Origin of the sequence: Gallibacterium melopsittaci (assembly GCF_042433085.1) — a bacterium.
Classification (GTDB): Bacteria; Pseudomonadota; Gammaproteobacteria; order Enterobacterales; family Pasteurellaceae; genus Gallibacterium; species Gallibacterium melopsittaci.
Map to the genome: position 1 here is coordinate 22040 of NZ_JBHLWA010000008.1, position 25874 is coordinate 47913.

Annotated in this window: 23 protein-coding genes and 1 pseudogene; 11 read left to right on the top strand and 13 right to left on the bottom strand. The window is 38.1% G+C overall.

Translation table 11 applies throughout. The features are described from left to right. Nucleotides 1-8: 8 nt before the first annotated feature. The 5 genes from pepP (at nucleotide 9) to udp (ending at nucleotide 5169) form a co-directional block, all read left to right on the top strand. On the top strand, nucleotides 9-1340 hold the full coding sequence (gene pepP / locus ACFFHT_RS01855) for a Xaa-Pro aminopeptidase (RefSeq protein WP_382372921.1): 1332 nt from the start codon (nucleotides 9-11) through the stop codon (nucleotides 1338-1340). Nucleotides 1341-1343: 3 nt separating this feature from the next. Next, a complete protein-coding gene (gene ubiH / locus ACFFHT_RS01860; protein WP_382372923.1) occupies nucleotides 1344-2540 on the top strand; it encodes a 2-octaprenyl-6-methoxyphenyl hydroxylase in 1197 nt (398 codons plus the stop codon). Further along, nucleotides 2537-3760, top strand: coding sequence for an FAD-dependent monooxygenase (locus tag ACFFHT_RS01865; protein WP_382372925.1), 1224 nt, complete (start codon nucleotides 2537-2539; stop codon nucleotides 3758-3760). The genes ubiH and ACFFHT_RS01865 overlap by 4 nt, the downstream gene beginning before the upstream one ends. Before the next feature lie 177 nt (nucleotides 3761-3937). Next, a complete protein-coding gene (gene asnC / locus ACFFHT_RS01870) occupies nucleotides 3938-4390 on the top strand; it encodes a transcriptional regulator AsnC (RefSeq protein ID WP_382370386.1) in 453 nt (150 codons plus the stop codon). A 20-nt stretch (nucleotides 4391-4410) separates the two neighbouring features. Continuing rightward, complete coding sequence (udp, locus tag ACFFHT_RS01875; RefSeq protein WP_382372927.1) at nucleotides 4411-5169, top strand: uridine phosphorylase; 759 nt, start codon at nucleotides 4411-4413, stop codon at nucleotides 5167-5169. Between the two features lie 61 nt (nucleotides 5170-5230). On the opposite strand, the pseudogene polA reads toward udp, so the two are convergent. Beyond that, nucleotides 5231-8044, bottom strand: a pseudogene (gene polA / locus ACFFHT_RS01880) (DNA polymerase I); the annotation flags it as partial. 182 nt (nucleotides 8045-8226) lie between these two features. Next, on the bottom strand, nucleotides 8227-9645 hold the full coding sequence (aspA, locus tag ACFFHT_RS01885; protein ID WP_382372929.1) for an aspartate ammonia-lyase: 1419 nt from the start codon (nucleotides 9643-9645) through the stop codon (nucleotides 8227-8229). Between the two features lie 332 nt (nucleotides 9646-9977). Between aspA and ACFFHT_RS01890 the strand changes: the two genes are divergently transcribed. Next, entirely contained in the window at nucleotides 9978-10268 is a 291-nt protein-coding gene (locus ACFFHT_RS01890; RefSeq protein WP_065234389.1) for a co-chaperone GroES, read from the top strand. A gap of 29 nt (nucleotides 10269-10297) precedes the next feature. Beyond that, complete coding sequence (gene groL, locus ACFFHT_RS01895; protein WP_382370235.1) at nucleotides 10298-11944, top strand: chaperonin GroEL; 1647 nt, start codon at nucleotides 10298-10300, stop codon at nucleotides 11942-11944. Nucleotides 11945-12016: 72 nt separating this feature from the next. Here groL and ACFFHT_RS01900 read toward each other — a convergent pair whose 3' ends face one another. From ACFFHT_RS01900 to ACFFHT_RS01940, 9 genes are all read right to left on the bottom strand, one after another. Next, complete coding sequence (locus tag ACFFHT_RS01900) at nucleotides 12017-13381, bottom strand: sodium-dependent transporter (protein WP_382372931.1); 1365 nt, start codon at nucleotides 13379-13381, stop codon at nucleotides 12017-12019. A 10-nt stretch (nucleotides 13382-13391) separates the two neighbouring features. Further along, a complete protein-coding gene (nth, locus tag ACFFHT_RS01905) occupies nucleotides 13392-14033 on the bottom strand; it encodes an endonuclease III (protein ID WP_382372933.1) in 642 nt (213 codons plus the stop codon). Continuing rightward, nucleotides 14033-14716, bottom strand: a complete 684-nt coding sequence (locus ACFFHT_RS01910) for an electron transport complex subunit E (protein ID WP_382372935.1) — start codon at nucleotides 14714-14716, stop codon at nucleotides 14033-14035. The genes nth and ACFFHT_RS01910 overlap by 1 nt, the downstream gene beginning before the upstream one ends. A 13-nt stretch (nucleotides 14717-14729) precedes the next feature. Beyond that, complete coding sequence (gene rsxG, locus ACFFHT_RS01915) at nucleotides 14730-15362, bottom strand: electron transport complex subunit RsxG (RefSeq protein ID WP_382372937.1); 633 nt, start codon at nucleotides 15360-15362, stop codon at nucleotides 14730-14732. 10 nt (nucleotides 15363-15372) lie between these two features. Continuing rightward, nucleotides 15373-16443 (bottom strand): electron transport complex subunit RsxD, encoded by a 1071-nt coding sequence (rsxD, locus tag ACFFHT_RS01920; RefSeq protein ID WP_382372939.1) that lies wholly within the window; start codon nucleotides 16441-16443, stop codon nucleotides 15373-15375. Then, nucleotides 16436-18622, bottom strand: coding sequence for an electron transport complex subunit RsxC (gene rsxC, locus ACFFHT_RS01925; protein ID WP_382372941.1), 2187 nt, complete (start codon nucleotides 18620-18622; stop codon nucleotides 16436-16438). The genes rsxD and rsxC overlap by 8 nt, the downstream gene beginning before the upstream one ends. A 10-nt stretch (nucleotides 18623-18632) precedes the next feature. Then, on the bottom strand, nucleotides 18633-19241 hold the full coding sequence (gene rsxB / locus ACFFHT_RS01930; protein WP_382372943.1) for an electron transport complex subunit RsxB: 609 nt from the start codon (nucleotides 19239-19241) through the stop codon (nucleotides 18633-18635). Continuing rightward, complete coding sequence (rsxA, locus tag ACFFHT_RS01935; RefSeq protein WP_382372945.1) at nucleotides 19241-19822, bottom strand: electron transport complex subunit RsxA; 582 nt, start codon at nucleotides 19820-19822, stop codon at nucleotides 19241-19243. The genes rsxB and rsxA overlap by 1 nt, the downstream gene beginning before the upstream one ends. 73 nt (nucleotides 19823-19895) lie before the next feature. Next, on the bottom strand, nucleotides 19896-20585 hold the full coding sequence (locus ACFFHT_RS01940) for a SanA/YdcF family protein (protein ID WP_382372986.1): 690 nt from the start codon (nucleotides 20583-20585) through the stop codon (nucleotides 19896-19898). 230 nt (nucleotides 20586-20815) lie between these two features. On the opposite strand from ACFFHT_RS01940, the gene rppH reads away from it, so the two are divergent. From rppH to ACFFHT_RS01960, 4 genes are read left to right on the top strand one after another with little or no spacing between them, the layout of a single operon-like run. After that, on the top strand, nucleotides 20816-21403 hold the full coding sequence (rppH, locus tag ACFFHT_RS01945; protein WP_382372947.1) for an RNA pyrophosphohydrolase: 588 nt from the start codon (nucleotides 20816-20818) through the stop codon (nucleotides 21401-21403). A 2-nt stretch (nucleotides 21404-21405) separates the two neighbouring features. Beyond that, nucleotides 21406-22197, top strand: coding sequence for a sulfite exporter TauE/SafE family protein (locus ACFFHT_RS01950; RefSeq protein WP_382372949.1), 792 nt, complete (start codon nucleotides 21406-21408; stop codon nucleotides 22195-22197). A 23-nt stretch (nucleotides 22198-22220) separates the two neighbouring features. Continuing rightward, entirely contained in the window at nucleotides 22221-23021 is an 801-nt protein-coding gene (gene lgt / locus ACFFHT_RS01955; protein WP_382372951.1) for a prolipoprotein diacylglyceryl transferase, read from the top strand. Next, nucleotides 23021-23872 carry a thymidylate synthase gene (locus ACFFHT_RS01960; RefSeq protein ID WP_382372988.1) on the top strand — a complete coding sequence of 284 codons (852 nt, stop codon included), beginning with the start codon at nucleotides 23021-23023 and terminating at the stop codon, nucleotides 23870-23872. Before lgt ends, ACFFHT_RS01960 begins: the two co-directional genes overlap by 1 nt. A gap of 54 nt (nucleotides 23873-23926) precedes the next feature. On the opposite strand, the gene iolG is transcribed toward ACFFHT_RS01960, so the two are convergent. Beyond that, the gene (gene iolG / locus ACFFHT_RS01965) at nucleotides 23927-24937 is read right to left on the bottom strand and encodes an inositol 2-dehydrogenase (RefSeq protein WP_065239325.1); all 1011 of its coding nucleotides are present in this window, start codon (nucleotides 24935-24937) and stop codon (nucleotides 23927-23929) included. 11 nt (nucleotides 24938-24948) lie between these two features. Then, nucleotides 24949-25845: a myo-inosose-2 dehydratase gene (gene iolE / locus ACFFHT_RS01970; RefSeq protein ID WP_382372953.1), complete on the bottom strand. Its 897-nt coding sequence runs from the start codon at nucleotides 25843-25845 to the stop codon at nucleotides 24949-24951. Nucleotides 25846-25874 lie beyond the last annotated feature (29 nt).

Consider the following 25874-nt stretch of genomic DNA (forward strand, 5'->3'; position numbering starts at 1 on the left):
AAGTTATTGTGGATTTAAGTTATATGGCAGAGATGCCAATTGAAGAGTTTCAACAACGCCGAGCAGCAGTATTAGCTCAACTACCTAATAATAGTGGCTTATTAGTTTTTTCCAATTTAGAACAACAACGTACCGCTTCATCTAATTACCCATTTCGTCAAGATAATTACTTCTGGTATTTAACAGGATTCAATGAACCAAATGCGATCCTGTTATTGAAAAAGAATGAACAAGGTGAGCAAAGTATTCTGTTTCTACGCCCTTCTGATCCATTAATGGAAACATGGAATGGACGCCGTTTAGGGGTTGAACAAGCTCCTGCAACATTACATTTAGATCAAGCCATTTCCATTGATGAGGTGCGTCAACAGTTACCACAATTATTAAATGGTTTAGATACCCTTTATCACGCTGAAGAAGTACAAGCGTGGGGAGATGAGATTGTTCGTCAAACATTGTCTTGGATGCGTACCCAGCAACGACAAGGCATTACGCCACCAACTACATTGGTTTGTTGGCGACATATTTTAGACGAAATGCGTTTATTTAAATCAGATAATGAAATTCGCTTAATGCAACAAGCTGGGCAAATTTCTGCATTAGCCCATATTCGGGCGATGAAACAAGCTCGCCCACAACGTTTTGAATACGAATTAGCCAGTGAAATGCTGCACGAATTTAATCGTTTTGGTGCAAGATGGGAGTCCTATCCTTCTATTATCGCGAGTGGGGAAAATGCGTGTATCCTGCATTACACGGAGAATGATCGATTAATGCAAGATGGTGATCTGGTGTTAATTGATGCTGGCTGTGAGTTTGCAATGTATGCAGGGGATATTACGCGTACTTTCCCTGTGAATGGTAAGTTTAGTCCTGCACAACGTGAAATTTATCAAATTGTCTTGGACGCACAAAAACGTGCTATTGAATTATTAGTCAATGGCGGTTCCATTAAACAAGCAAATGATGAAGTGTTACGCATTAAAGTCGCTGGTTTAGTACGCTTAGGTATTTTATCAGGTGATGTAGAAACACTTATTGCAGAAAAAGCTTACACCCGTTTTTATATGCATAGTTTAGGGCATTGGCTCGGCTTAGATGTGCATGATGTAGGCAGTTACGGTGTCGATCGTCAACGTGAATTGCAACCTGGAATGGTGGTCACAGTCGAGCCTGGCTTATATATTCCGAATGCAGAAGATATTCCTGAGGTGTATCGTGGTATTGGTGTGCGGATTGAAGATGATCTGTTAATTACGGAATATGGTAATAAAGTATTAACTGCCGCTGTACCAAAAGAAATTGCCGATATTGAAGCCTTAATGGCACAAAAGGATTAACCAATGCAACAGCAACACTACGATGTAATTATAGGCGGTGGGGCAATGAATGGGCTAACACTTGCACTAGCATTGCACACTATGAGTTCATCTCGACTCAAGGTTGCGGTGATTGAAAAGCAGCAACGATCGCAACATCAAGGTGTAGGATTTGATAGTCGTTGTGTTGCATTATCAGATGGTACTTGTCGTAAATTAAACCGTATTCAATTTAATTCACAACAAACATTGTGGGATCGGATAAAACAATTTGCTGAGCCGATTAAACAAGTGCATGTGTCAGATCGTGGGCATAGTGGTATTGTAGAAATTAATGCAAGCGATATGCACTTAACGCAAGTGGGGGTTGTGGTTTCTTTACATCATATGGGCGAGATGTTTGCCCAAGCCTTGACGGATAAAGCGAATATTGATTTTTTCTGTCCTCATACCATTCAACAATTACAAACGACAGCCGAGCAAGTCAATGTATTATTGGATAACGGATGTGAATTAAGCGCAAAATTACTGGTCGCAGCAGATGGTACCGATTCACAACTGGCAAAACTGGCTGGCATTACTAGTTATATTGAACAGGATTACCATCAGAGTGCCGTAATTGCCAATGTGATGACATCAGTGGCGCATCAAGGACGAGCATTTGAACGATTTACATCTGATGGTCCGATTGCCTTATTGCCGATGCGAAACAATATGATGTCATTGGTTTTTTGTACCAAACAACCAGAACAATTACTCGGTTTCGATGATCAGGCTTTTTTACAACATTTACAGCAACGTTTTGGTTGGCGTTTGGGGAAATTTACTTCAGTAAGTCGCCGCACAGCTTATCCATTAAAACTAAAACGCAGTGCTTCGTTTATTGGACAACGAGTGGCATTAGTGGGTAATGCGGCACAAACTTTGCATCCAGTTGCAGGACAAGGATTTAATTTAGGTATTCGTGATGTATTTGCTTTAGCAGAAGCGATTGTGAATACAAAAAAAGATATTGGTTCTGAACAGATGCTACAACAATACCAAAACGATCGAATACAAGATCAACAACGAATAATGAATCTCACCAGTAACTTAGTACAAAGTTTTAGTAATGATCTCTTACCTTTTCAGCTATTACGAAATCTTGGTTTACTGAGCTTAAGTCATTGTTCTGGCTTGCGTAATTTGTTTGTACAACCAACATTAGGACGGATTTTATGAAAACTTTCGATATAGTCATTATTGGTGGCGGTATGGTGGGCTTGGCATTAGCTCAAGCATTGAAAGAGGTGTCTTGTTCGATTGCGATAATTGAAACGCAAACACCACATTTCCAATTAACCAGTGTTACTAATCGAGTTAGTGCGTTAAATCTTGCCTCAGAAGCTATGTTGCGCCAATTTGGAGTTTGGCAACAAATTCAGCAGTGGCGAGCTACTGCTTATGCTCAAATGTACGTTTGGGAAAAGGATAGTTTCGCCAATATTCAATTAGATACACAAAATTTAGGTATCGATCATTTAGGGCATATAGTTGAGAATCAAATTATCCGTCAAGCGTTATATGAAGCGGTAGAACAACAAGCAAATGCGGAGTTGCTATTGGCTAAACCAATCTCTGTGGGGATTAATGAGAACAATGCGGTATTAAGTTTAGACAATGGCGAAATTGTTGTAGCTAAATTAGTTGTTGGCGCAGATGGTGCGAATTCTTGGTTGCGTGAGCAAATTCAGATCCCTTTGAGTTTTCGTGATTATCAACATACTGCATTGGTCTGTAATGTTGAAACTGAAGAACCTCATCAACAAGTTTGTCGGCAAATTTTTTCCTCAGAGTCCATTTTAGCCTTTTTACCATTACATCAACCGAATTTAAGTTCCATTGTATGGTCACAAGATCCATTACAAGCAAAAGCATTAGCAGTGTGTGATGAGGAGCAATTTAACCGCCGTTTAACTACGGCGTTTGATAATCGATTAGGCTTATGTCGAGTTGTGAGTGAACGTAATATCTATCCATTATGTGCCAGATTTGCCCGCCATTTTGTACAAGATAGAGTGGCATTAATTGGGGATGCTGCACATACTATTCATCCGCTAGCAGGTTTAGGCGTAAATTTAGGTTTTATGGACGCATTAGCCTTAGCACAAGAAATCGAGGTTAATTTAGCTCACAATAAAGATATAGGTGCATATCGTCATTTACGTCATTATGAACGTTGGCGTAAAACTGAAGCAATGAAGATGTTGGTTGCGATGCAAGGATTTAAAGATCTGTTTGCGGGGGATATGCCATTGAAAAAATTAGTACGCGGCATTGGGTTGAGCCTAACAGATAAACTTTTACCCGTGAAACAACAATTTATCGCACAAGCAACAGGCTTAAGCGGTGACTTACCGCAACGAGTCAAGCAAGTCGATTTATTCGCTTTAGAGAGTTAAAGAGCAATAGAAAATATTGATCAGCTTCACACTTTTATCTGAATTCAGCAGTATAACCAGATTTTGTCTTGAAACTACTGCTGAAGCTCCTTATCATTAGAAGAAATTTATTTTTTATCTCTATAAATTATATAATATCTAATAATTCCACAGTCTAAAAGGACAAGTATGCAACCAATCAGTAATATTGATCATCTTGATCAACAAATTTTGCGTGTCTTAACACAAGATGCACGTACACCTTATGCTGAAATGGCAAAAAACTTTGGAGTAAGTCCTGGTACGATTCATGTACGAGTCGAAAAAATGCGTCAATCTGGCATTATTGAAGGCACAAAAGTAAAAATTAACGAAAGACGCCTTGGCTATGATGTGTGTTGTTTTATTGGCATTATCTTAAAAAGTGCGAAAGACTACGAAAAAGTGATTGCTAAATTACAAGAATTTGATGAAGTGGTAGAGGCTTATTACACCACAGGAAATTATTCTATTTTTATTAAAGTGATGACGCATACTATTGAAGAGCTGCATCATGTTTTGGCAACGAAAATTCAGTTAATTGATGAAATTCAATCTACTGAAACTTTAATTTCGATGCAAAATCCTATTCTCCGAGATATAAAACCATAATCATAATAAAGGAGGGAATTATGTCGGATGTTTTTCACTTAGGTCTTAAGAAAAGTGATTTAGACGGAGCAACTTTAGCTATCGTACCTGGTGCACCTGAACGTGTACCTGTGATTGCGAAACAGCTAGAAAATCCGAAATTTTTAGTCTCAACCAGAGAATTTACCTCTTGGTTAGGCTATTTAAATGGCAAAGCGGTTGTTGTGTGTTCAACTGGTATCGGTGGACCATCTGTGTCTATTGCAGTAGAAGAGCTTGCCCAATTAGGTGTAAGAACGTTCTTGCGTATTGGAACAACAGGGGCAATTCAACCAGAAATCAATGTTGGTGATGTATTAATTACCACAGGTGCAGTACGTTTAGATGGCGCAAGCCAGCACTTTGCACCATTAGAATATCCAGCAGTTGCGAACTTTGAATGTACCACTGCATTGTATCGTGCTGCACAAGAGTTAAATCCGAATAAAACTTATGTCGGTATTACTGCCTCTTCTGATACTTTCTATCCAGGCCAAGAACGTTACGATACTTATTCTGGTAAAGTATGGCGTCGTTTCCAAGGTTCATTAAAACAGTGGCAGGAACTCAATGTAATGAACTTTGAAATGGAATCAGCAACTTTGTTTACTATGTGTTCTGCTTTAGGGTTGCGTGCGGGTATGGTTGCGGGAGCGATTGTCAATCGTACACAACAAGAAATTCCAAATGAAGCAACAATGAAAGCAACGGAAGAAAATGCAGTTAAGATTGTGGTAAAAGCTGCAAGTTATTTATTGTAATCCAACAAAAAATTAGGTTTCGCAATGCGAAACCTAATTTATATTCTTATCTCTATTCTAATTAATGTGCTTGATCCCAATTATCGCCAGCATTAACTTCCACAATTAATGGCACGGTGAGTTTGACTGCATTTTCCATTACTTGCTTAATTAGTGCTTGGTATTCAGCCACTTTTTCTTCTTTTACTTCAAATACTAATTCATCATGTACTTGCATCACCATACGAATATCATCTTTATCTGCAATTAATCGATCAAGATCGATCATCGCTTTTTTAATAATATCCGCAGCGGTACCTTGCATTGGGGCATTAATAGCGACACGTTCTGCTGCTTTACGGCGAATCGCATTACTAGAACTGATTTCAGGCAAATATAGGCGACGACCTAATAAGGTTTCAACAAAGCCTTCTTGTTTTGCTTTTTCCTGAATGTCTGCCATAAATTGTTTGACACCTGGATAACGTTGGAAATAACGATCAATATAAGTTTGTGCTTCATTCCGCGGAATATTGAGTTGACGTGATAATCCAAATGCACTCATTCCATAAATTAAACCGAAGTTAATGGCTTTAGCACTATAACGTTGTTGAGCCGTAACTGATTCTAATGGAACTTCAAACATTTCTGCTGCAGTTGAACGGTGGACATCTAAGCCGTGTGAAAACGCATAGGCTAAACCAGCATCACCTGAAAGGTGAGCCATAATGCGTAACTCAATTTGTGAATAGTCAGCTGCGACCACTTTATAGCCTTTTGGTGCAATAAAGGCTTGGCGAATTTTGCGGCCATCTTCGCTACGGGTTGGAATATTTTGTAAATTTGGATCAGAAGAGGATAATCGCCCAGTAATCGTCACAGCTTGATGATAAGAGGTATGCACTCGTCCTGTATCAGGATCAATCATTTGTGGTAATTTATCGGTATAAGTTGATTTTAGCTTACTTAAACCACGATGTTCGACTAGCAGTTTTGGTAACTCGTGTTCATAAGCTAACTCTTCTAATACTTCTTCATTGGTTGAAGGTGCACCTTTTGGCGTTTTCTTTAGAATGGGTAGTCCTAATTTATCAAATAAGATCTCTTGTAATTGCTTGGTGGAAGCAAGATTAAATGGTTGCCCTGCTAATTGATGTGCTTGTTGTTCTAATTGGATTAAACGTGCATTAATTTCTTGAGATTGTTGATAGAGAAGGTCGCTATCAATTAATACACCATGGCGTTCCATTCGTGCTAAAACCTGAGCAAGTGGTAATTCAATATCGGAAAATAATTGCTTTAAACTTGGGGTTTGTTGCAGTTGTTGCCACAATACTTGATGTAATTTCATGGTGACATCAGCATCTTCAGCGGCATATTCAGCTGCTTTAGGAATCTCTATTTGATCAAAAGTCAGTTGCCCTTTGCCTTTACCAGCAATATCTTCGAAATGAATGGTATCGTGTTGTAAATAACGTTTAGCAAGGTCGTCCATATTATGGCGACCGGTGCTATCTAATGTATAAGATTCCAACATGGTATCAAATGCTACACCTTGTAAATCAATCCCATGACGAGCAAAGATCGTGAGATCATATTTTAGATTTTGTCCAACTTTTTTAATGCGAGGATCTTCTAAAATCGGCTTTAATTGTTCGAGTGTCGTAGTGAGTTCAAGTTGCGGAGGGCAAGCTAAATATTGATGTTGTAATGGTAAATACGCCGCTTCTCCATTTTCTAACGCAAAGGAAATTCCCACTAATTTTGCCTGCATATAATCAAGGCTATTGGTTTCTGTATCAATAGCAAACAACGTTGCTTTCGCTAATTTCTCACACCAGTCAGCGAGTTGTGATTCAGTGAGAATCGTTTGATATTGTGAACGATCAATTTCAACTTTTGCTGTCGTAGTGGCAGGGCGAGTATTGGCAGTGGTAACAGAAAGAGCTGAGGCAGGCTTATCTGTTTGTTGTGGCTGATCGTTGAGTAACTCATTTAACCAACGTTTAAATTCATAACGAGCAAAATATTCAATTAATTGATCCCGATTTTCGGGACGTAAAGTTAATTGCTCGACGGTTGTATCTAAAACAACGTCAGTTTTGATAGTAGCAAGTTTATAAGATAACTCTGCATCCGCTTTGGCAGTGACTAACTTTTCGGCTAACGTTTTTGCCCCTCGTACAGATAATCCTGCAACTTTATCTAAATTGGCATAAATAGTTTCAAGATTACCAATGCCTTGTAATAAACCTTGAGCCGTTTTTTCACCTACACCAGCAACGCCAGGGATATTATCGGAACTATCCCCCATTAAGGCGAGAAAATCGATAATTAATTCTGGCGGAACACCATATTTTTCAATCACACCTTCCCGATCTAAAATGGTATTCGTCATGGTATTAATTAAGGTAATGCGATCATCAACTAGCTGTGCCATATCTTTATCGCCTGTACTAATTAATACATCTCGACCTTGTGCCGAAGCCTGTTTGGCAAGTGTGCCAATTACATCATCGGCTTCAACTCCCTCAACGATTAATAAAGGTAAACCTAATGCCTCAATCATTTGATGTAAGGGTTGAATTTGTTGGCGTAAATCTTCTGGCATAGGTGGGCGATGGGATTTGTATTGCTCAAACATTTCATCACGAAATGTTTTACCTTTTGCATCAAATACGACGGCAATATGGGTTGGTTGGACTTGCTTTAATAGGCTTTTCAGCATATTTAACACACCATACATTGCTCCAGTAGGTTCACCAGCAGAATTAGATAAACCAAGACGGAAATTAGCATGATAAGCACGATATAAATAAGAAGAACCGTCAACCAAGACGAAAGGATTTTCTGCAATTTGTGGCATAGTTATCTCGATATTATGATGAAAGTTTGTGTATTAGCACCAAACAATGCGGGCTAAAAAGTGTTATTTGACGAAAGGTTTTCATTCTAAGCTGTGAGATTGAAAATGCAACCGTACATTGAAAAATCGGTTAAAAGAAAGAACCCGTTGGGCGACGGGTTCTTCTTTGGGGTAAGATACAAACTTATAATTTGTATGCTATTTGGAATAACTTATTTATTAAGTTTAGCTTTGTAAGTTGGATTCATTAGGTTTTCTACTGAAAGAATATCATTTAATTGTTCTTCGGTGAGTAAACCTAATTCAAGCACAACATCTTTTACACCTTTACCAGTTTTCGCACAAATCTTACCTACTTTATCGCCATTATGGTGACCGATGAATGGGTTAAGATAGGTAACAATACCGATTGAGTTAAAGACATAATTTTCGCAAACTTCTTTATTAACAGTAATGCCATCAACACATTTGTCACGAAGATTAACACAAGCATTAGTTAAAATACTGATAGATTCAAACATTGCTTGACCAATCACAGGTTCCATTACGTTAAGTTGTAATTGTCCTGCTTCAGCTGCCATAGTAACAGTAATATCGTTACCCATTACTTTAAAGCAAACTTGGTTGACCACTTCTGGTACAACAGGATTTACTTTTGCAGGCATAATAGAAGAACCAGCTTGTAATTCTGGTAAGTTGATTTCATTTAAACCAGCACGAGGTCCAGAAGAAAGTAAGCGTAAGTCATTACATACTTTAGAAAGTTTTACTGCAGTACGTTTTAATGCACCATGTACCATAACATAAGCGCCACAGTCAGAAGTCGCTTCAATTAAGTTTTCTGCTTTCACACATGGTAAACCAGTTACTTTAGCAAGGTTTTCCACCACTAAATCAGTGTAACCTTTTGGTGTATTTAATGCAGTACCGATTGCAGTTGCCCCAAGGTTTACTTCTAATAATAAGGCAGCTGTTTTGAGTAAGTTTTTAATTTCTTCATCAAGTAAGACGGCAAATGCTTTGAACTCTTGTCCAACAGTCATTGGTACAGCATCTTGTAATTGAGTACGACCCATTTTTAATACATTCGCAAACTCAACAGATTTATTGGCAAAACCATCGTGCAAATATTGGATTTTATCGACTAATTTTAAAATGCTGTTATAAACCGCAATACGGAAGCCAGTTGGATAAGTATCATTCGTTGATTGGCTAGAATTGACGTGATCCATTGGATCTAGATATTGGTATTCACCTTTTTTATGACCAAGTTTTTCTAAGGCAATATTCGCAACCACTTCATTAGTATTCATATTTACGGAAGTGCCTGCACCACCTTGGTAAACATCAGATGGAAATTGATCCATACATTTACCTGTTGTGAGGATTTCATCACAAGCGGCCATAATTGCATCTGCAATATTTTGTGGAATTGCACCAAGTTCGCCGTTAGTCATTGCGGTAGCTTTTTTAACCATTACCATACCACGTACAAACTCAGGAATATCAGAGATCGTATTATTAGAAATATTAAAGTTTTCGATCGCTCTAAGGGTATGAATTCCCCAATATACATCAGCTGGAATATCTCTTTCACCTAGTAAGTCAACTTCTTTACGGAATTCGCTCATAAGACACCTCAATTCATATATTTTATAATAAAAATCATAATGATAGATTAATGAAAAATCCTAATTTTCATTTCTATCACCTAATGTAATTGGCGCCTATTATAGAGAGAGTTTTTTACAAATTTTGTGATGTGGATCATAAAATCAAATTTACTAAACAGGAGTTATTTTTATCTTATTCATTAGTTTTTTTTATGGGTTGTAGTATGAAAAATTTTTTCACTTGTTACCCTTGAAAGCGATTTTGTGATCCCCATTTCTAGAGCCGTTGTCAAAAAGGGGTATCCCAATAACACACATATTTAGCTAAAACTTATAGGAGTACTTTTATTATGAATATTCGTCCATTACACGACCGTGTAATTTTAAAACGTGAAGAAGTAGAAACTCGTTCAGCAGGCGGTATCGTTTTAACTGGTTCTGCAGCACAAAAATCAACTCGTGGTAAAGTGTTAGCAGTAGGTAAAGGTCGTATTTTAGAAAATGGTCAAGTACAACCACTAGATGTAAAAGTGGGTGACGTAGTGATTTTTAACGACGGATATGGCGTGAAATCAGAAAAAATTGATGGTGAAGAAGTGTTAATCATTTCTGAAAGCGATATTTTGGCGATTGTAGAGTAATTAATTAGAGAACATAAGGAAGCAAAACAATGGCAGCAAAAGATGTAAAATTTGGTAATGACGCGCGTGTAAAAATGTTAAAAGGCGTCAATGTATTAGCCGATGCAGTAAAAGTAACTTTAGGACCTAAAGGTCGTAACGTAGTATTAGATAAATCTTTTGGTGCACCAACAATTACTAAAGATGGTGTATCAGTTGCACGTGAAATCGAATTAGAAGATAAATTTGAAAATATGGGCGCACAAATGGTGAAAGAAGTTGCGTCTAAAGCGAATGATGCCGCTGGTGACGGTACAACCACAGCTACCGTTTTAGCACAAGCAATCGTAAATGAAGGATTAAAAGCGGTTGCAGCAGGTATGAATCCAATGGATTTAAAACGTGGTATTGATAAAGCGGTTGCTGAAGTCGTAGCAGAATTAAAGAACCTTTCTAAACCATGTGAAACTTCAAAAGAAATTGAACAAGTAGGTACTATCTCTGCAAACTCTGATAGCGTAGTAGGTCAAATCATTGCTCAAGCAATGGAAAAAGTAGGTAAAGAAGGCGTTATCACTGTTGAAGATGGTACAGGTTTAGAAGATGAATTAGCCGTTGTAGAAGGTATGCAATTTGATCGTGGTTACCTCTCTCCATATTTCATCAACAAACCAGAAACAGCAACAGTAGAATTTGACAGTCCTTACATTCTTCTTGTTGATAAAAAAGTTTCTAACATTCGTGAAATGTTACCTGTATTAGAAGCAGTTGCAAAAGCAGGTAAACCATTACTTATCATTGCTGAAGATGTAGAAGGTGAAGCGCTTGCAACATTAGTGGTAAATACAATGCGTGGTATCGTGAAAGTTGCCGCCGTAAAAGCACCTGGCTTCGGTGATCGTCGTAAAGCAATGTTACAAGATATTGCGATCTTAACTGCTGGTACTGTGATTTCTGAAGAAATCGGTATGGAATTAGAAAAAGCAACATTAGAAGATCTTGGTCAAGCAAAACGTGTTGTAATTTCTAAAGACAATACCACTATCATTGATGGTATCGGTGATGAAGCACAAATCCAAGGTCGTGTTGCGCAAATTCGTCAACAAATCGAAGAATCTACTTCTGATTACGATAAAGAAAAATTACAAGAACGTGTGGCTAAATTAGCTGGCGGTGTGGCTGTAATTAAAGTAGGTGCTGCAACTGAAGTTGAAATGAAAGAGAAAAAAGCGCGTGTTGAAGATGCGTTACACGCAACCCGTGCCGCAGTTGAAGAAGGTATCGTCCCAGGAGGCGGTGTGGCATTAATTCGTGCTGCAAGCAAAGTGGCTGATAAACTTTCTGGTGAAAATGAAGATCAAAATGTTGGTATTAAACTTGCATTGCGTGCAATGGAAGCACCATTACGTCAAATCGTAACCAATGCTGGTGAAGAGGCCTCTGTTGTTGCAAGCAAAGTGAAATCAGGCGAAGGTAACTTTGGTTATAACGCAGGTGCAGAAGTTTATGGTGATATGCTTGAAATGGGTATCTTAGATCCAACTAAAGTAACTCGTTCTGCATTACAATTCGCTTCATCAATCGCTGGCTTAATGATTACCACTGAATGTATGGTAACAGAATTGCCAAAAGAAGATAAAGCAGATTTAGGTGCTGCTGGAATGGGCGGCATGGGTGGAATGGGCGGTATGATGTAATCATCTATCCACCTCAAAATGCAAAAATACCAGCAGAAATGCTGGTATTTTTTTATCTGGATATTGCCTGTCTTAAAGCAAATTACTAATAAAAATGACAATAATCACAAGTGGCACAATAAATTTCACATAATTAAACCACCATACAGCTAATTTTGAATTAGCGGGTAAGCGTAATTCTTTCTTTGCTTCATCTTTCATCACATAACCAACAAAAATAGCACAGCATAAAGCGGTGAGCATAAAGAGAATATTGCCACTAATGAAATCAAATGCGTCAAAGATATTCTTACCAAATAACTGAATGTCATGCCATGGTCCATAGCTCAAAATGGACGGCACATTACCTAACACAAAAATAACCCCTAATACTAAGAAAATAGCTAAACGACGATTGATTTTAGTTTTCTCTTGAAGCGCAGTAATGATTACTTCATAAATAGTTAATGAGGTTGTGAGTGCAGCAATCAGTAATAAACTAAAGAAAATAATGGCAAAAAATTTGCCTGCCCACATATGTGAGAACACGATTGGTAAACTTTGGAAGACTAAGGTTGGGCCTGAGTTTGGTGCAATACCGAAGGTGAACAGAGAAGGAAAAATCATAAAACCAGCTAGCACGGCAATAACCGTATTCACAAACCCTGTAATTACCGCAGTTTGTACTAAGTCTTCACCTTTCTTTAAATAGCTAGATAACGTAACGATAACGCCAAATCCCAGACTTAAGGCGAAAAAGACTTGTCCTAAGACGAAAACAAATAATTGTGGTGTAATTTTAGAAAAGTCTGGTTTTAAATAAAATACGATGCCTTCCCAAGCACCTGGAAGCGTAATATTGCGAATTACCATACAGATTAAAAAGATAAATAGTAATGGCATCAGATATTTAACGGATTTTTCAATACCATCAATTACACCTTTTACCAAGATAATGTAATTCACTAATACAAAAATAAAGGTATAAAGACTGATAAGGGCAGGATTATCCATTACCGTTGTTTGGAAAAAATTTTTGGTTAATTCGGCAGTGATAGGTTGACTAATATCCAAACTCCCACCAACTAAGCTAACAATATAATTAATGACCCAGCCACCAAGCACCATATAGTATGCCATAATACAAAACGAACCGAGCATACTAAGATAACCGACTAATTTCCAAAAAGAAGGGATTGGTTTGTTATGGATCTTGCCACCAAAAGAATCAATCGCATTAACACGGATTCGGCGACCAATAACATTTTCTACCAAAATCATTGGAATACCAATCAACACCATTGCAATACAGAAAAGAAATACATAGGCACCCCCACCATTTTCGCCAACTAAATAAGGGAAACGCCAAGTAGCACCAAAACCAACAGTTGCCCCTGCAACAGTTAGTACATAAGTCAGTCGGCTAGACCAAGTTTGTCTTTCTGCTGAACTTGTCATTGAAAATCTCCTATTTTAAATATTCTGTTTTATCTTTAAATTCGCAGAGATCCTCAATCAAACAAGCGCCACAACGTGGTTTACGTGCAATGCAGGTATAACGTCCATGCAAAATTAACCAGTGATGAACATCAACTTTAAATTCATCAGGTACAACTTTGAGTAATTTTTGTTCTACTGCGACAACATCTTTACCTGGTGCAAATCCAGTACGATTAGAAACTCGGAAAATATGGGTATCAACAGCAATGGTAGGCCAACCAAAAGCAGTATTTAATACAACATTGGCAGTTTTACGCCCAACCCCAGCAAGTGATTCCAGTGCTTCTCTTGATTCTGGTACTTCACCATTATACTTTTCGACCAAATCTCGGCAGGTTTTTATAATATTTTCTGCCTTACTATTATATAAGCCAATTGTTTTGATATAGCTTTTTAAACCATCAAGTCCAAGGTCGAGAATGGCTTGTGGAGTATTAGCAACAGGAAAAAGTTTAGCCGTTGCTTTATTCACACCAACATCTGTCGCTTGTGCAGATAGGATTACAGCAATGAGCAATTCAAATGGTGAGTTATATTGTAGCTCTGTTGTTGGATGTGGATTAGCTGCACGTAAACGTGTCAGAATTTCAACTCTTTTCTGTTGGTTCATTATTTTTTCCGATCAATGATATTTTTCAGTGCTAATAATGCACCTAAACCTAAGAATGCACCTGGTGGAAGAATAGCTAATAGGAAATGGCTATCTGCGTGGAAAAGCGTAATTTTTAAGGCTTTTGCAGCTTGACCAAATAAATTTTCCATACCACTAAACAAAGTCCCATTACCAATCGCTTCCCGTAATGCACCAAGTGCTACTAAACTCAATGTCATCCCCAGTCCCATTGAAAAACCGTCAAACATAGAATGGAGTACTGGATTTTTTGAGGCATACGCTTCCGCACGTCCAATAACGATACAGTTAGTTACAATTAACGGAATAAAAATACCAAGCGATTGATAAAGCGAATAGGTGTAGGCGTTCATCACCAACTGCACAATCGTTACTGTGGAGGCAATGATCATAACGTAAATCGGAATACGGATTGCCTTTGGAATAAGATGACGGCATAGAGAAACAACAGTATTGGTGCAAGTTAATACTAACAAGGTTGCCAGTCCTAAACCTAACGCATTGGCAACGGTGTTAGATACAGCTAAAAGAGGACAAAGTCCTAACAACTGTACTAATGTTGAGTTATTTTTCCAGATACCTTGCCAAAATAGGGTTTTCCAGACGGAAGTTTTAGTCTGTTGTTCTGGTAATGTATCTACTATTGATGTTCCATGATTCATAATGATCTTCTCACTATTGGCATCGAGTAAATTGTTCTGGATTAAAAGTAAATGGTTGAGCTAAAAATTGTACCAATCCCTTTTTTACTGCATTCACAACGGCTCGTGGGGTAATAGTGGCACCTGCGAATTGGTCGAAATCACCACCGTCTTTTTTTACGGCCCATTTATCACTTTCTTCTAGTTTAAAGATTTTATTAGTGAACGCATAAATCCAGTTGGATAAGCGAGTTTCAATTTTATCGCCTAGTCCTGGTGTTTCATGATGTTCCAACACACGCACGCCTAATACCTTACCTTCTGGTGTTACCGCAACTAAAATGCGAATATCGCCAGAATAGCCATCGGGTGCAGTGGTTTCAAATAGGTAAGCGACAATATTTTGTTGTTTTTGGGCTAAATATAAGCGTGAAATATTTTGTAAATGACTATTCTCTTTGGGACGATAACAGGCTGCGAGCAGATTATTATCAGCAAAATTTTTTGGTAGCACTTCCGCTAATAATTGGCGTTGTTGGTTTTCCATTGCCTGTTGGATACGATCTTGTGTTAATAGATACATCCCTAATGTGATTAGGGTACAAATTAATGCAACGAAACCTAAAATCAAAGCGTAATTAATCGTTGTACGTTTAATGGTTGCCATTAGGTTCTCCTTAACGACCGTATAGACGAGGTCGAGTATAGTGATCAATTAATGGGACGCAAATATTACTGAGCAAGACAGCAAATGCAACACCATCTGGATAACCACCATAAAAACGAATTACATAAAGTAAGATCCCGACTAATACACCAAAATAGAGTTTCCCTTTTGGCGTGATTGATGCCGTGACTGGATCGGTTGCAATAAAGAATGCTCCAAACATGGTTGCACCAGAGAATAATTGCCATAATGGTGAAGGGAAAGTTGCTGGTGCAAATAACCAAGTAGCGGTGCTAAATAATGTTAAGGTGACTAATAGTGCGGTTGGAATTTGCCAGTGAATAATCTTTTTCCAAATTAAAAAAAGCCCACCAAGTAAGAACGCTAAATTTACTTGCCACCAGCCAATCCCCATTGGGACTGTGAGGTGTTGTTGCCAATCTGTATGTTGGAATATTGGTGAAGTAGCGATCTGTGTTAATTCAAGATGATTTTTGATTCCTGTTTTCACACTGTCTAATGGCGTAGCTTGTGTTACGCCATCAATCGTAGAGGTGAGTTGATGTAAATTATAACCATCACTACTTACGCCATGGAAAATCAAAAGATACGCATCACGCAAACTCGTTGGTTCTAGCAATAAATGGTTTGGTAATGCCCAAGCTGTCATTTGAGCTGGAAATGATACTAATAAGATGGCATAACCAACCATCGCAGGATTAAATGGATTCTGCCCTAGTCCACCATAAACGTGTTTTCCTAAAATTACTGCACAGAAGATCCCAAGCAAAATCAACCAATAAGGTGCATAAGGTGGAATGGCGACAGCTAAAATTAAAGCCGTTAATACGACACTTAAATCGGATAAATCCTGCCAATGGCGTTTACCACGTAATTTTGTAACCCCCCATTCAAGTAATATTGCAAAACTGACAGCTAAGGCAATTTGGATTAGTGTTCCGAAGCCAAAATAGTAGGTTTGCACAATAATAGCTGGGATCATTGCAATGATAACCCAAAGCATCACTTTCGTCGTTAAACTGGTGGAATGAACGTGTGGTGAACTGGCTATTCTAAACATTATCTATTTTTCCCTCTCGTTCGGCTTTTTTCGCTTTCGCACGAGCAATCGCAGCAGCGATAGCGGCTTTGCGAGGATCTGTTTCTGTTTTTTCTGTTTCTGTTTTTTCTGTTTCTGCAGTGGTTGCTACTAACGGAGCAGAAGTTGTTTCACTCTCTGCCTGCTGTTGTGCTTTTTTCGCTTTCGCACGAGCAATCGCAGCAGCGATAGCGGCTTTGCGAGGATCTGTTTCCGTTTTTTCTATTTCTGCAGTGGTTGCCACTAATGGAGCAGAAGTTGTTTCACTCTCTGCCTGTTGTTGTGCTTTTTTTGCTTTCGCACGAGCAATCGCAGCAGCGATAGCAGCTTTGCGAGGATCTGTTTCCGTTTTTTCTATTTCTGCAGTGGTTGCCACTAATGGAGCAGAAGTTGTTTCACTCTCTGCCTGTTGTTGTGCTTTTTTTGCTTTCGCACGAGCAATCGCAGCAGCGATAGCGGCTTGTTTATCAGTTGCAGTATTATTTTCACTTTGATCGGCTACTTGAGTTTGTTTTGCTAAACGGCGAGCCTTTCTCGCTGCCATAATATCGCTATTGTCTGGTAAAATTTCACCGTGTTCGCCTGTAATGGTCTTAATTGTTGGTTTGCTATCTACTGCATTTTCAGCTTGTTTCTGACGAATGCGTTCTAATGCGGCTTGAACAGGATCAACACCTTGTTGTTTCGCCATTTCGGCACGACGAGCTTCAGCGGCTTGTTGGGTATGGCGATCTCGTTCTTGTTTTTCTCGTTCCATTCTAGCTTGTTTAGCTTCAAAGCGTTGTTTTGCTTCATCAGCTAATTTGGCTTTTAGTGCTAATTCAGCAATTTTTGCCTTTTCTTGGCGGAAGTATTGAATTAATGGAATATTGCTTGGGCATACATAGGCACAAATACCACACTCAATACAATCTTTTAGATTATATTCTTCCGACTTTTTATGATCTTCACTACGCGCAAACCAGTAAAGTTGTTGTGGCATCAATTTTAATGGACAGTGATCTGAACAAGCAGAACAACGAATACAATTTCGTTCTGCTGGCGGGGGTTGATACTCAAAATGATCAGGAGCAATTAAGCAGTTAGTTACTTTGGTAACTGGCGAATTTAAATTTGGCAGGATAAATCCCATCATTGGGCCTCCCATAAACACAGGGAAACGCTCATCATATTGATATCCAGCTTCGTGCAAGAGATGATAAATTGGTGTACCAATTCTTGCCCAAACATTCTTTGGTTGTGGAATTTTATCGCCAGTTAAGGTAACGACACGTTTGATTAAAGGTTCATCATTGATAATTGCTTTTTTAACAGCATAAGCCGTCGCCACATTATTCATTAACACGCCAATTTGTGAAGAACGCCCATTATTTGGTACTTCTAATCCTGTTAAAACTTGAATCAGTTGTTTCGCTGCACCAGAAGGATATTTTGTTGGTATCACACGAATTTCAATATCATTTGCACCAGATAATGCGTGCTGCATCGCTTGTACTGCTTCAGGCTTATTATCTTCAATCGCTAAAATAACTTTTTCAGGCCGTAAGATATAACGCAAAATACGAATCCCTTCGACAATATCAAGACTGCGATCACGCATTAAACGGTCATCGCAAGTAATATAAGGTTCACATTCTGCACCATTGATGATCAACAATTTGACTTTATTTTCAGCACTAGCGATCTTAGAAGCGGTTGGAAATACTGCACCTCCTAAGCCAGCAATACCTGCTTGATGGATTTTTTTGATTAATTGTTCTGGCGGAACAGTTAGAAAATCATCTAGTGGTTGACGCTCACGCCATTGATCTTTGCCATCAGCCTGTAAAGTAATCGTTGGCTCATTTAAACCAGAGGGGTGAGATGAGGCATAATCGCCAATCGCTGTGATTGTCCCTGATGTTGGTGCGTGAACAGGTAAAGTACGGAAATCTTCACCTTGTGTTAAAGGCTGTCCTTTTAATACATAATCGCCAACTTGCACTAATAATTGCCCAGCATTCCCAGCGTGTTGTTTTAGTGGAATGTAATAAGTATCTGGATGTTTTAATGTCGAAAGTTTACTGCCATTTGATTGTTGCTTCATTTCTGGTGGATGAATACCGCCAGGAAAATCCCACAATCGATTCTGTTTAATTCGGGTTAATACATCATCTAACATTTCGACTTTCCTAATTTTTCATCTCTTTTGCATCAGGGCTGTTTTGTACTTCGACGATTGGAATAATTAAATTTTGATCATATTTCCAATTCCAAGAATCAATGGTTGGTTCAACTTTTTCCATCGTAATACAATCTGTCGGGCAAGGTGCAACACAGAGTTCGCACCCTGTACAGAGATCAGGAATAACAGTATGTAATGCTTTATTTGCACCAATAATGGCATCTACTGGACAGGCTTGAATACATTTAGTGCAACCGATACACATATCTTCATGAATAAAAGCCACTTTTACCACTGGCTCTTCGTCAAAAACACCTTGTGGTGCTTCAACACCGAGTAAATCAGCTAATTTTTCTACTAATGGCTGCCCACCAGGCACACATTTAGTAATCACATCACCATTCGAGATGGCCTCTGCATAAGGACGACAACCAGGGTAACCACATTGACCACATTGACTTTGTGGTAGTAAAGCATCGATTTTATCAACGATAGGATCAGATTCGACTTTCAATTTAATCGATGAAAATCCTAAAATAGCACCGAAAATTAGTGCCAATAAAGCAACACTAAATAAGATTAAAGTATAGGGTGATAGCGATAACAACCAAGACATTAGACTCTCACTAATCCACTGAATCCCATAAAGGCAACAGACATTAAACCCGCTGTAATTAAGGCAATAGAAGCACCTCGAAATGGAAATGGTACATCTGCAGCTTCAATACGTTCACGCATCGCTGCAAATAATACGAGTACTAATGAAAAACCTAAGGCAGCACCAAAACCATAAATCACAGATTGACTAAAATTATGCGCTAAATTGACATTGAGTAGTGCCACACCGAGTACGGCACAATTTGTTGTAATTAGCGGTAAAAAAATACCTAATAGGCGATAAAGTGTTGGACTCGTTTTATTAATAACCATTTCAGTGAATTGTACAACTACGGCAATTACTAAAATAAATACAAGAGTACGCAAATAGATAGCGTTGAGTGGTAATAAAATATAATGATCAACAAGGTAAGCAACGAGTGAAGCAACAGTTAAAACAAATGTTGTTGCTAACCCCATTCCCACTGCCGTATCTACTTTTTTAGAAACTCCCATAAATGGGCATAGCCCTAGGAATTTCACTAGCACAAAGTTATTGATTAATGCTGTGCTAATAATTAACAGAATATAACTAATCATTGTCCTATCACCTAAAAATAAGGGGGCTATTATCGTTTTTTCTGGCACGGATAACAATAGCTAAATCTAGTATTTATTCGTTATAAGGCGGTAAAATTGGTGGGGGCAATGGTTCTGGTTTACCAAGGAAATAAGGTTGTTTGCCTAAGATAATATCCAAGACAGCTTGTACTCTGGCAAAAAACTCACGGATTCTCACCATTGGATACCCTTCAGGGTAGTCTGCTTCAAAACAAATAGCATCAAGATTGTAGTGTTTTGCAATAAATAGTGCCCTTTCACAATGGAAACGTTGCGTAATAATGGTTAAAGATTGCACATTGAAGACTTTATCGGCACGAATAATCGAGTCTAAAGTACGGAATCCAGCGTAATCAAAATACATTGTTTGCGAAGGAACACCCATTTTGAGTAAATCTTTAAACATTCGTTGTGGCTCATTATATTGCATAGTACGGTTGTCACCACTAAGCAATAAATAATCAACTTTATGATGTTTGACTAATTGTTCTGCGGCAGACAGACGATTGTAATAAAAAAGATTTAAAGTATTGTTTTTGAAATATTTTGCTGTTCCTAATACTAATCCATAAGGACGATAGGGGAGTTGATTAATATCTTGATAGATGCGATCACGCACCCAGAAACTGATTCCCATATCGACTGAAACAAGGATTACTGCACCTAAACAACATAGAGAGATAAAAACCTTTAATAACTTTTTATAATGCACAGTTAAGCACTGCTTACAATTTGTAAACATCGTTTTTATGCAAGATTTAACTGTGAATTGAGGCATTGAGATTTCCTTGTATAAACAGCAATACGGCTCAATGGTAGCATAAATTTTAAGAGAAATCAGATTAGAGACTCATTATTGTTATGTCTAGAGAATCATCTTGACATCTATGCGAAACTTGAGAAAAAAACAATATTATGGAAAAATCACCATCATATTTATCAACAAAAGTTTAATATTTAAGGTTGTCGATAGTGATCGATTTCGACGGTTATCGTCCTAACGTCGGTATTGTTATTTGTAACCAGAAGGGGCAAGTCTTTTGGGCAAAACGTTACAATCAAAATTCTTGGCAATTTCCACAAGGGGGAATTAACCCACGTGAAACGCCTGAACAAGCAATGTATCGTGAGCTGTATGAAGAGGTTGGCTTGACCCAAAATGATGTAAAAATTATTTATAGTTCAAAGCAGTGGTTGCGTTATAAATTACCTAAACGTCTAATTCGTTTTGATTCTAGACCTGTCTGTATTGGACAGAAACAGCGTTGGTTTCTGTTACAACTCACCAGTCCAGAAAGTAAAATCAATGTTAATACAAGTGTATCGCCAGAATTTGATGGTTGGCGCTGGGTCAGTTTTTGGTATCCAGTACGACAAGTTGTTTCCTTTAAGCGAGATGTATATCGTAAAGTGATGAAGGAATTTGCCTCTGTTTTATTTAGTGAAAAAGAAATGATAAGTTCAACTGGTTCAAATAATGAAAATAGACGAACTTATATCGAAAAAAAATCAGCTTCAACTAAATACCAAAAGCGTCCAGTACATAAAACAAGGGGTTAAAAATGTTAACATTTTTTCTAATTTGCCTAGTTGTGGGCGCAATAGTTGGTTTTCTTGCAGGTTTATTTGGCATTGGTGGGGGACTAATTATTGTCCCCGTTTTAGTTTATTTACTGCCAATGGCAGGCGTACCTAGTGAGTTGGTAATGTCTTCGGCATTAGGAACTTCATTTGCTACCATTGTGATTACAGGATTTTCCTCTGCACAACGTCACCATAAATTAGGTAATATTGTATGGGATGCCATTAAAATCTTAGCACCAGTTATTATGATTTCGGTCTTTATCTCAGGTCTATTTATTGGCAAGTTAGATAAGGCAATTACAAGTAAGGTGTTTGCTTGTTTAGTGGTTTATTTAGCGGCCAAAATGGTGTTATCAATTCGTCCAAAAGAGGTCACAAAAACGCTAACCAAAACAGCATCAGTGGTTGGTGGAATTCTCATTGGAATAGCATCTAGTGCCGCTGGTATCGGTGGTGGCGGTTTTATTGTGCCATTCTTGAATTCACGCGGTATTGATATGAAAAAAGCAATAGGCTCATCTGCATTTTGTGGAATGTTGTTGGGATTATCAGGTATGTTCAGTTTTATTGTTGGTGGCTGGAATACACCTAATATGCCTGATTTTTCATTAGGTTATGTTTATTTACCTGCAGTTGTTGGGATTACATTAACCTCTTTTTTTACTTCAAAGCTAGGCGCGAGTACAACCAATAAACTGCCAGTGCCAATTTTAAAACGTTATTTTGCGTTATTATTGATTGGTATTGCGATCGATATGTTTATTAAATAAAAAAATAATAAAAAAGGAATGGTATGGCTAGTGAGTTTTTAACTTATCCTCAATTTGATCCTGTTATATTTTCTCTTGGACCTATTGCATTACGCTGGTATGGCTTAATGTATCTAATTGGTTTTCTGTTTGCTCGTTGGTTAGGGATTCGTCGAGTTAAACAACCTAATAGTGGTTGGACAGTCGATCAATTTGATAACCTACTTTTTAACGGCTTTTTAGGCGTGTTTTTAGGTGGACGAATTGGGTATGTACTGTTTTATCAATTTGATCTCTTTTTAAGCGATCCAGCCTATTTATTCCGAGTTTGGGAAGGCGGAATGTCTTTTCATGGTGGTTTACTTGGTGTCATTATTTCAATGTGGCTTACTGCACGTAGTCAGAAACGTCAATTCTTTGCAGTAGCTGATTTTGTCGCACCGTTGATTCCATTTGGTTTAGGAATGGGGCGAATTGGTAACTTTATCAATGATGAGTTATGGGGACGTGTAACTGATGTGCCTTGGGCTGTATTATTTCCGTCAGGAGGTTATTTGCCACGCCATCCTTCCCAACTCTATGAAGCCTGTTTAGAAGGTGTTGCACTGTTTATTATTTTAAATCTTTTTATTCGTAAAGCTCGTCCAATAGGTTCTGTTTCTGGCTTATTTTTATTCTGTTACGGATTATTCCGCTTTATTGTCGAATTTTTCCGTGAACCTGATCCACAACTCGGACTCTATTTCGGTCATGAAATTTCAATGGGACAAATTTTATCGACACCAATGATTTTGATTGGATTTGGTTTAATTTGGTTTGCCTATCAACGACAAGGAAAACAATGATGAAAGCATATCTCGATTTGTGCCAACGTATTATTAATGAAGGCGTTTGGGTGGAAAATAAGCGTACAGGGAAACGTTGTTTAACGGTGATTAATGCTGATTTAACTTATGATGTGGCAAATAATCAATTCCCGTTAATCACGACACGTAAGAGTTTTTGGAAAGCGGCGATTGCTGAATTATTAGGTTATCTACGAGGTTATAGTAATGCAGCAGATTTTCGTCGTTTAGGGACAAAAACATGGGATGCTAATGCCAATGAGAATGCCGCTTGGTTAGCGAATCCAAACCGTCAAGGCGAAGATGATATGGGGCGTGTATATGGTGTACAAGGCAGACAATGGCGTAAGCCCAATGGTGAAACAGTCGATCAGTTAAAGAAGATTATCCATAATCTAAGTCAAAAAATTGATGATCGTGGTGAGATTCTGACTTTCTATAATCCAGGTGAAATTGAGTTAGGTTGTCTGCGACCTTGTATGCATACCCATACTTTTTCTTTATTGGGTGATACGCTTTATCTCACCAGTTATCAACGTTCTTGTGATGTACCGTTAGGCTTAACATTTAATCAGATTCAAGTTTTCACTTTATTAGCACTTGTTGCACAAATTACAGGGAATAAACCAGGGCTAGCGTTCCATAAAATTATTAATGCGCATATTTATGAAGATCAATTAGATCTGATGCAGAATGTGCAATTAAAACGTGAACCGTTGCCATTGCCACAATTAGAAATCAATCCAGACATTAAAACGTTAGAAGATCTAGAAACTTGGGTAACATTAGATGATTTTAAAGTACATAATTATCAATGCCACCCAGCGATTAAATATCCATTTTCGGTGTAGTTCTTTCAACAAAAAATCCCCGATTTTTCGGGGATTTTTACTACATAAAGTCAATTAAGCGACTTCGCTAATTTTAACTGGACGACCTTCATCTAATGATTTTTTCGCAGCTAAAGCGATTAACACTGGTTGTAAACCATCATTGCCGTTTACTAGTGTTGGTTTATCATTAACGATTGAATCTACGAAGCATTTAATTTCATCAGCAAATGATTGCATATAACGCTCAAGGAAGAAATATTTTGGTTTTTCTGCAATCACGCCAGCTTCGCAAGAATAAACAGCGGTTGAATCAGTATCGTTGCGAGTTTGTACCGCACCTTTTGAGCCAAATACTTCAGCACGTTGGTCATAACCATAAACTGCTTTACGACTATTATCGATCACACCAATCGCACCGTTTGCAAGTTTTAAGGTAATCACTGCTGTATCAATATCGCCTGCTTTACCAATTTCAGGGTTCACTAATACGCCACCAGCCGCATAGACTTCCACTACTTCGCTACCAGATAAATAACGGATCATATCGAAATCGTGAATTGTCATATCAAAGAATAAACCGCCAGATACTTTTACATATTCAATAGGTGGTGCGTCTGGATCACGAGAGGTAACACGAATTAAATGTGGTTCGCCAATATCGCCAGCTACAACACGATCTTTAATCGCTTTAAAGTTATGATCGAAACGACGGTTAAAACCAACTTGGAATTTAACGCCTGCTTTGGCAACAACATCAAGTACTTCACGGATCTTATCTTTATTTGGATCAATTGGTTTTTCACAGAAGATATGTTTGCCTGCTTGTGCGGCTTCAATCGAAATAGGGGCGTGTGTATTGGTTGAGGAACACACTAATACTGCGTCAATTTCTGGATCTTGCAGAATTTTACGATAATCATCGTAAACATTTGGGATACCCATACTAGCCGCCCAACTTTGTAGTTCTTCTGTAACTTTAATATCTGAAATGGCTTTAATTTCTGCTCCTTTCACATATTTACTGATACTTTCTGAATGTACACGACCGATACGACCTGCACCAATAATACCCACTTTAATCATTTTAAAACTCCTTAAATTCCAGCTACATCTTTAATATATTTACGACCTTTAACGGCATACTCAAATGGATTAGCTAATGCAGGATCTTGTTCTGCTTCGACGACCATCCAGCCTTTGTAATTATGTTTTTCGAGAATGTCAAAAATTGGTTTGAAATCAATAACACCATCTCCAGGTACAGTAAAGGTTCCTTTTTTCACCCCCTCTAAGAAACTGAGATCGTTTGCTTTTACTTCTGCAACTACTTCATCACGCACATCTTTTAAATGCACATGAACAATACGATCAACATATTTTTCCAGTACCGCTAACATAGCTTGTTGGCTACCTTCAGAATAATAGATATGGCCAGAGTCGAAGAGGAGATAAACATCATCATTGGTGATTTCCATATATTTATCAATTTCAGCTGGGGTTTGAATACCAGTACCCATATGGTGGTGTAAACAAACTTTCATTCCTTTTTCAGCAGCTAATTTGGCTAATTCGTTATAGCCTTCTGCTAGTAGTTGCCATTCTGCTTCAGTAAAGACAGTTTTTTCTTTGAAAATAGATTTTGCTTGTCCTTGAATACTACGACTTTGTTCTGAACAACCGATAACTTTTGCTCCCATTGCGTGTAAGAAATCACGATGTTGAATAAATCCTTGAATAGTTTCTTCTTTTTTACCATCAACAAAGAATGTACTAAACCACGCATTACAAATTTGGATGCCACGAACATCAAGTTTATGCTTTAATACTGCAATATCACGAGGATATTTATTGCCTACTTCACAACCTTGATAGCCAGCAAGTGCCATTTCACTCACACATTGTTCAAATGTATTTTCGCTCCCTAATTCTGGAAGATCGTCGTTGGTCCAGCCGATAGGGGCAATACCGAGTTTTACATTTTCAGATTTCATAAATATCTCCTAAAGGAAAAATGAGTAAA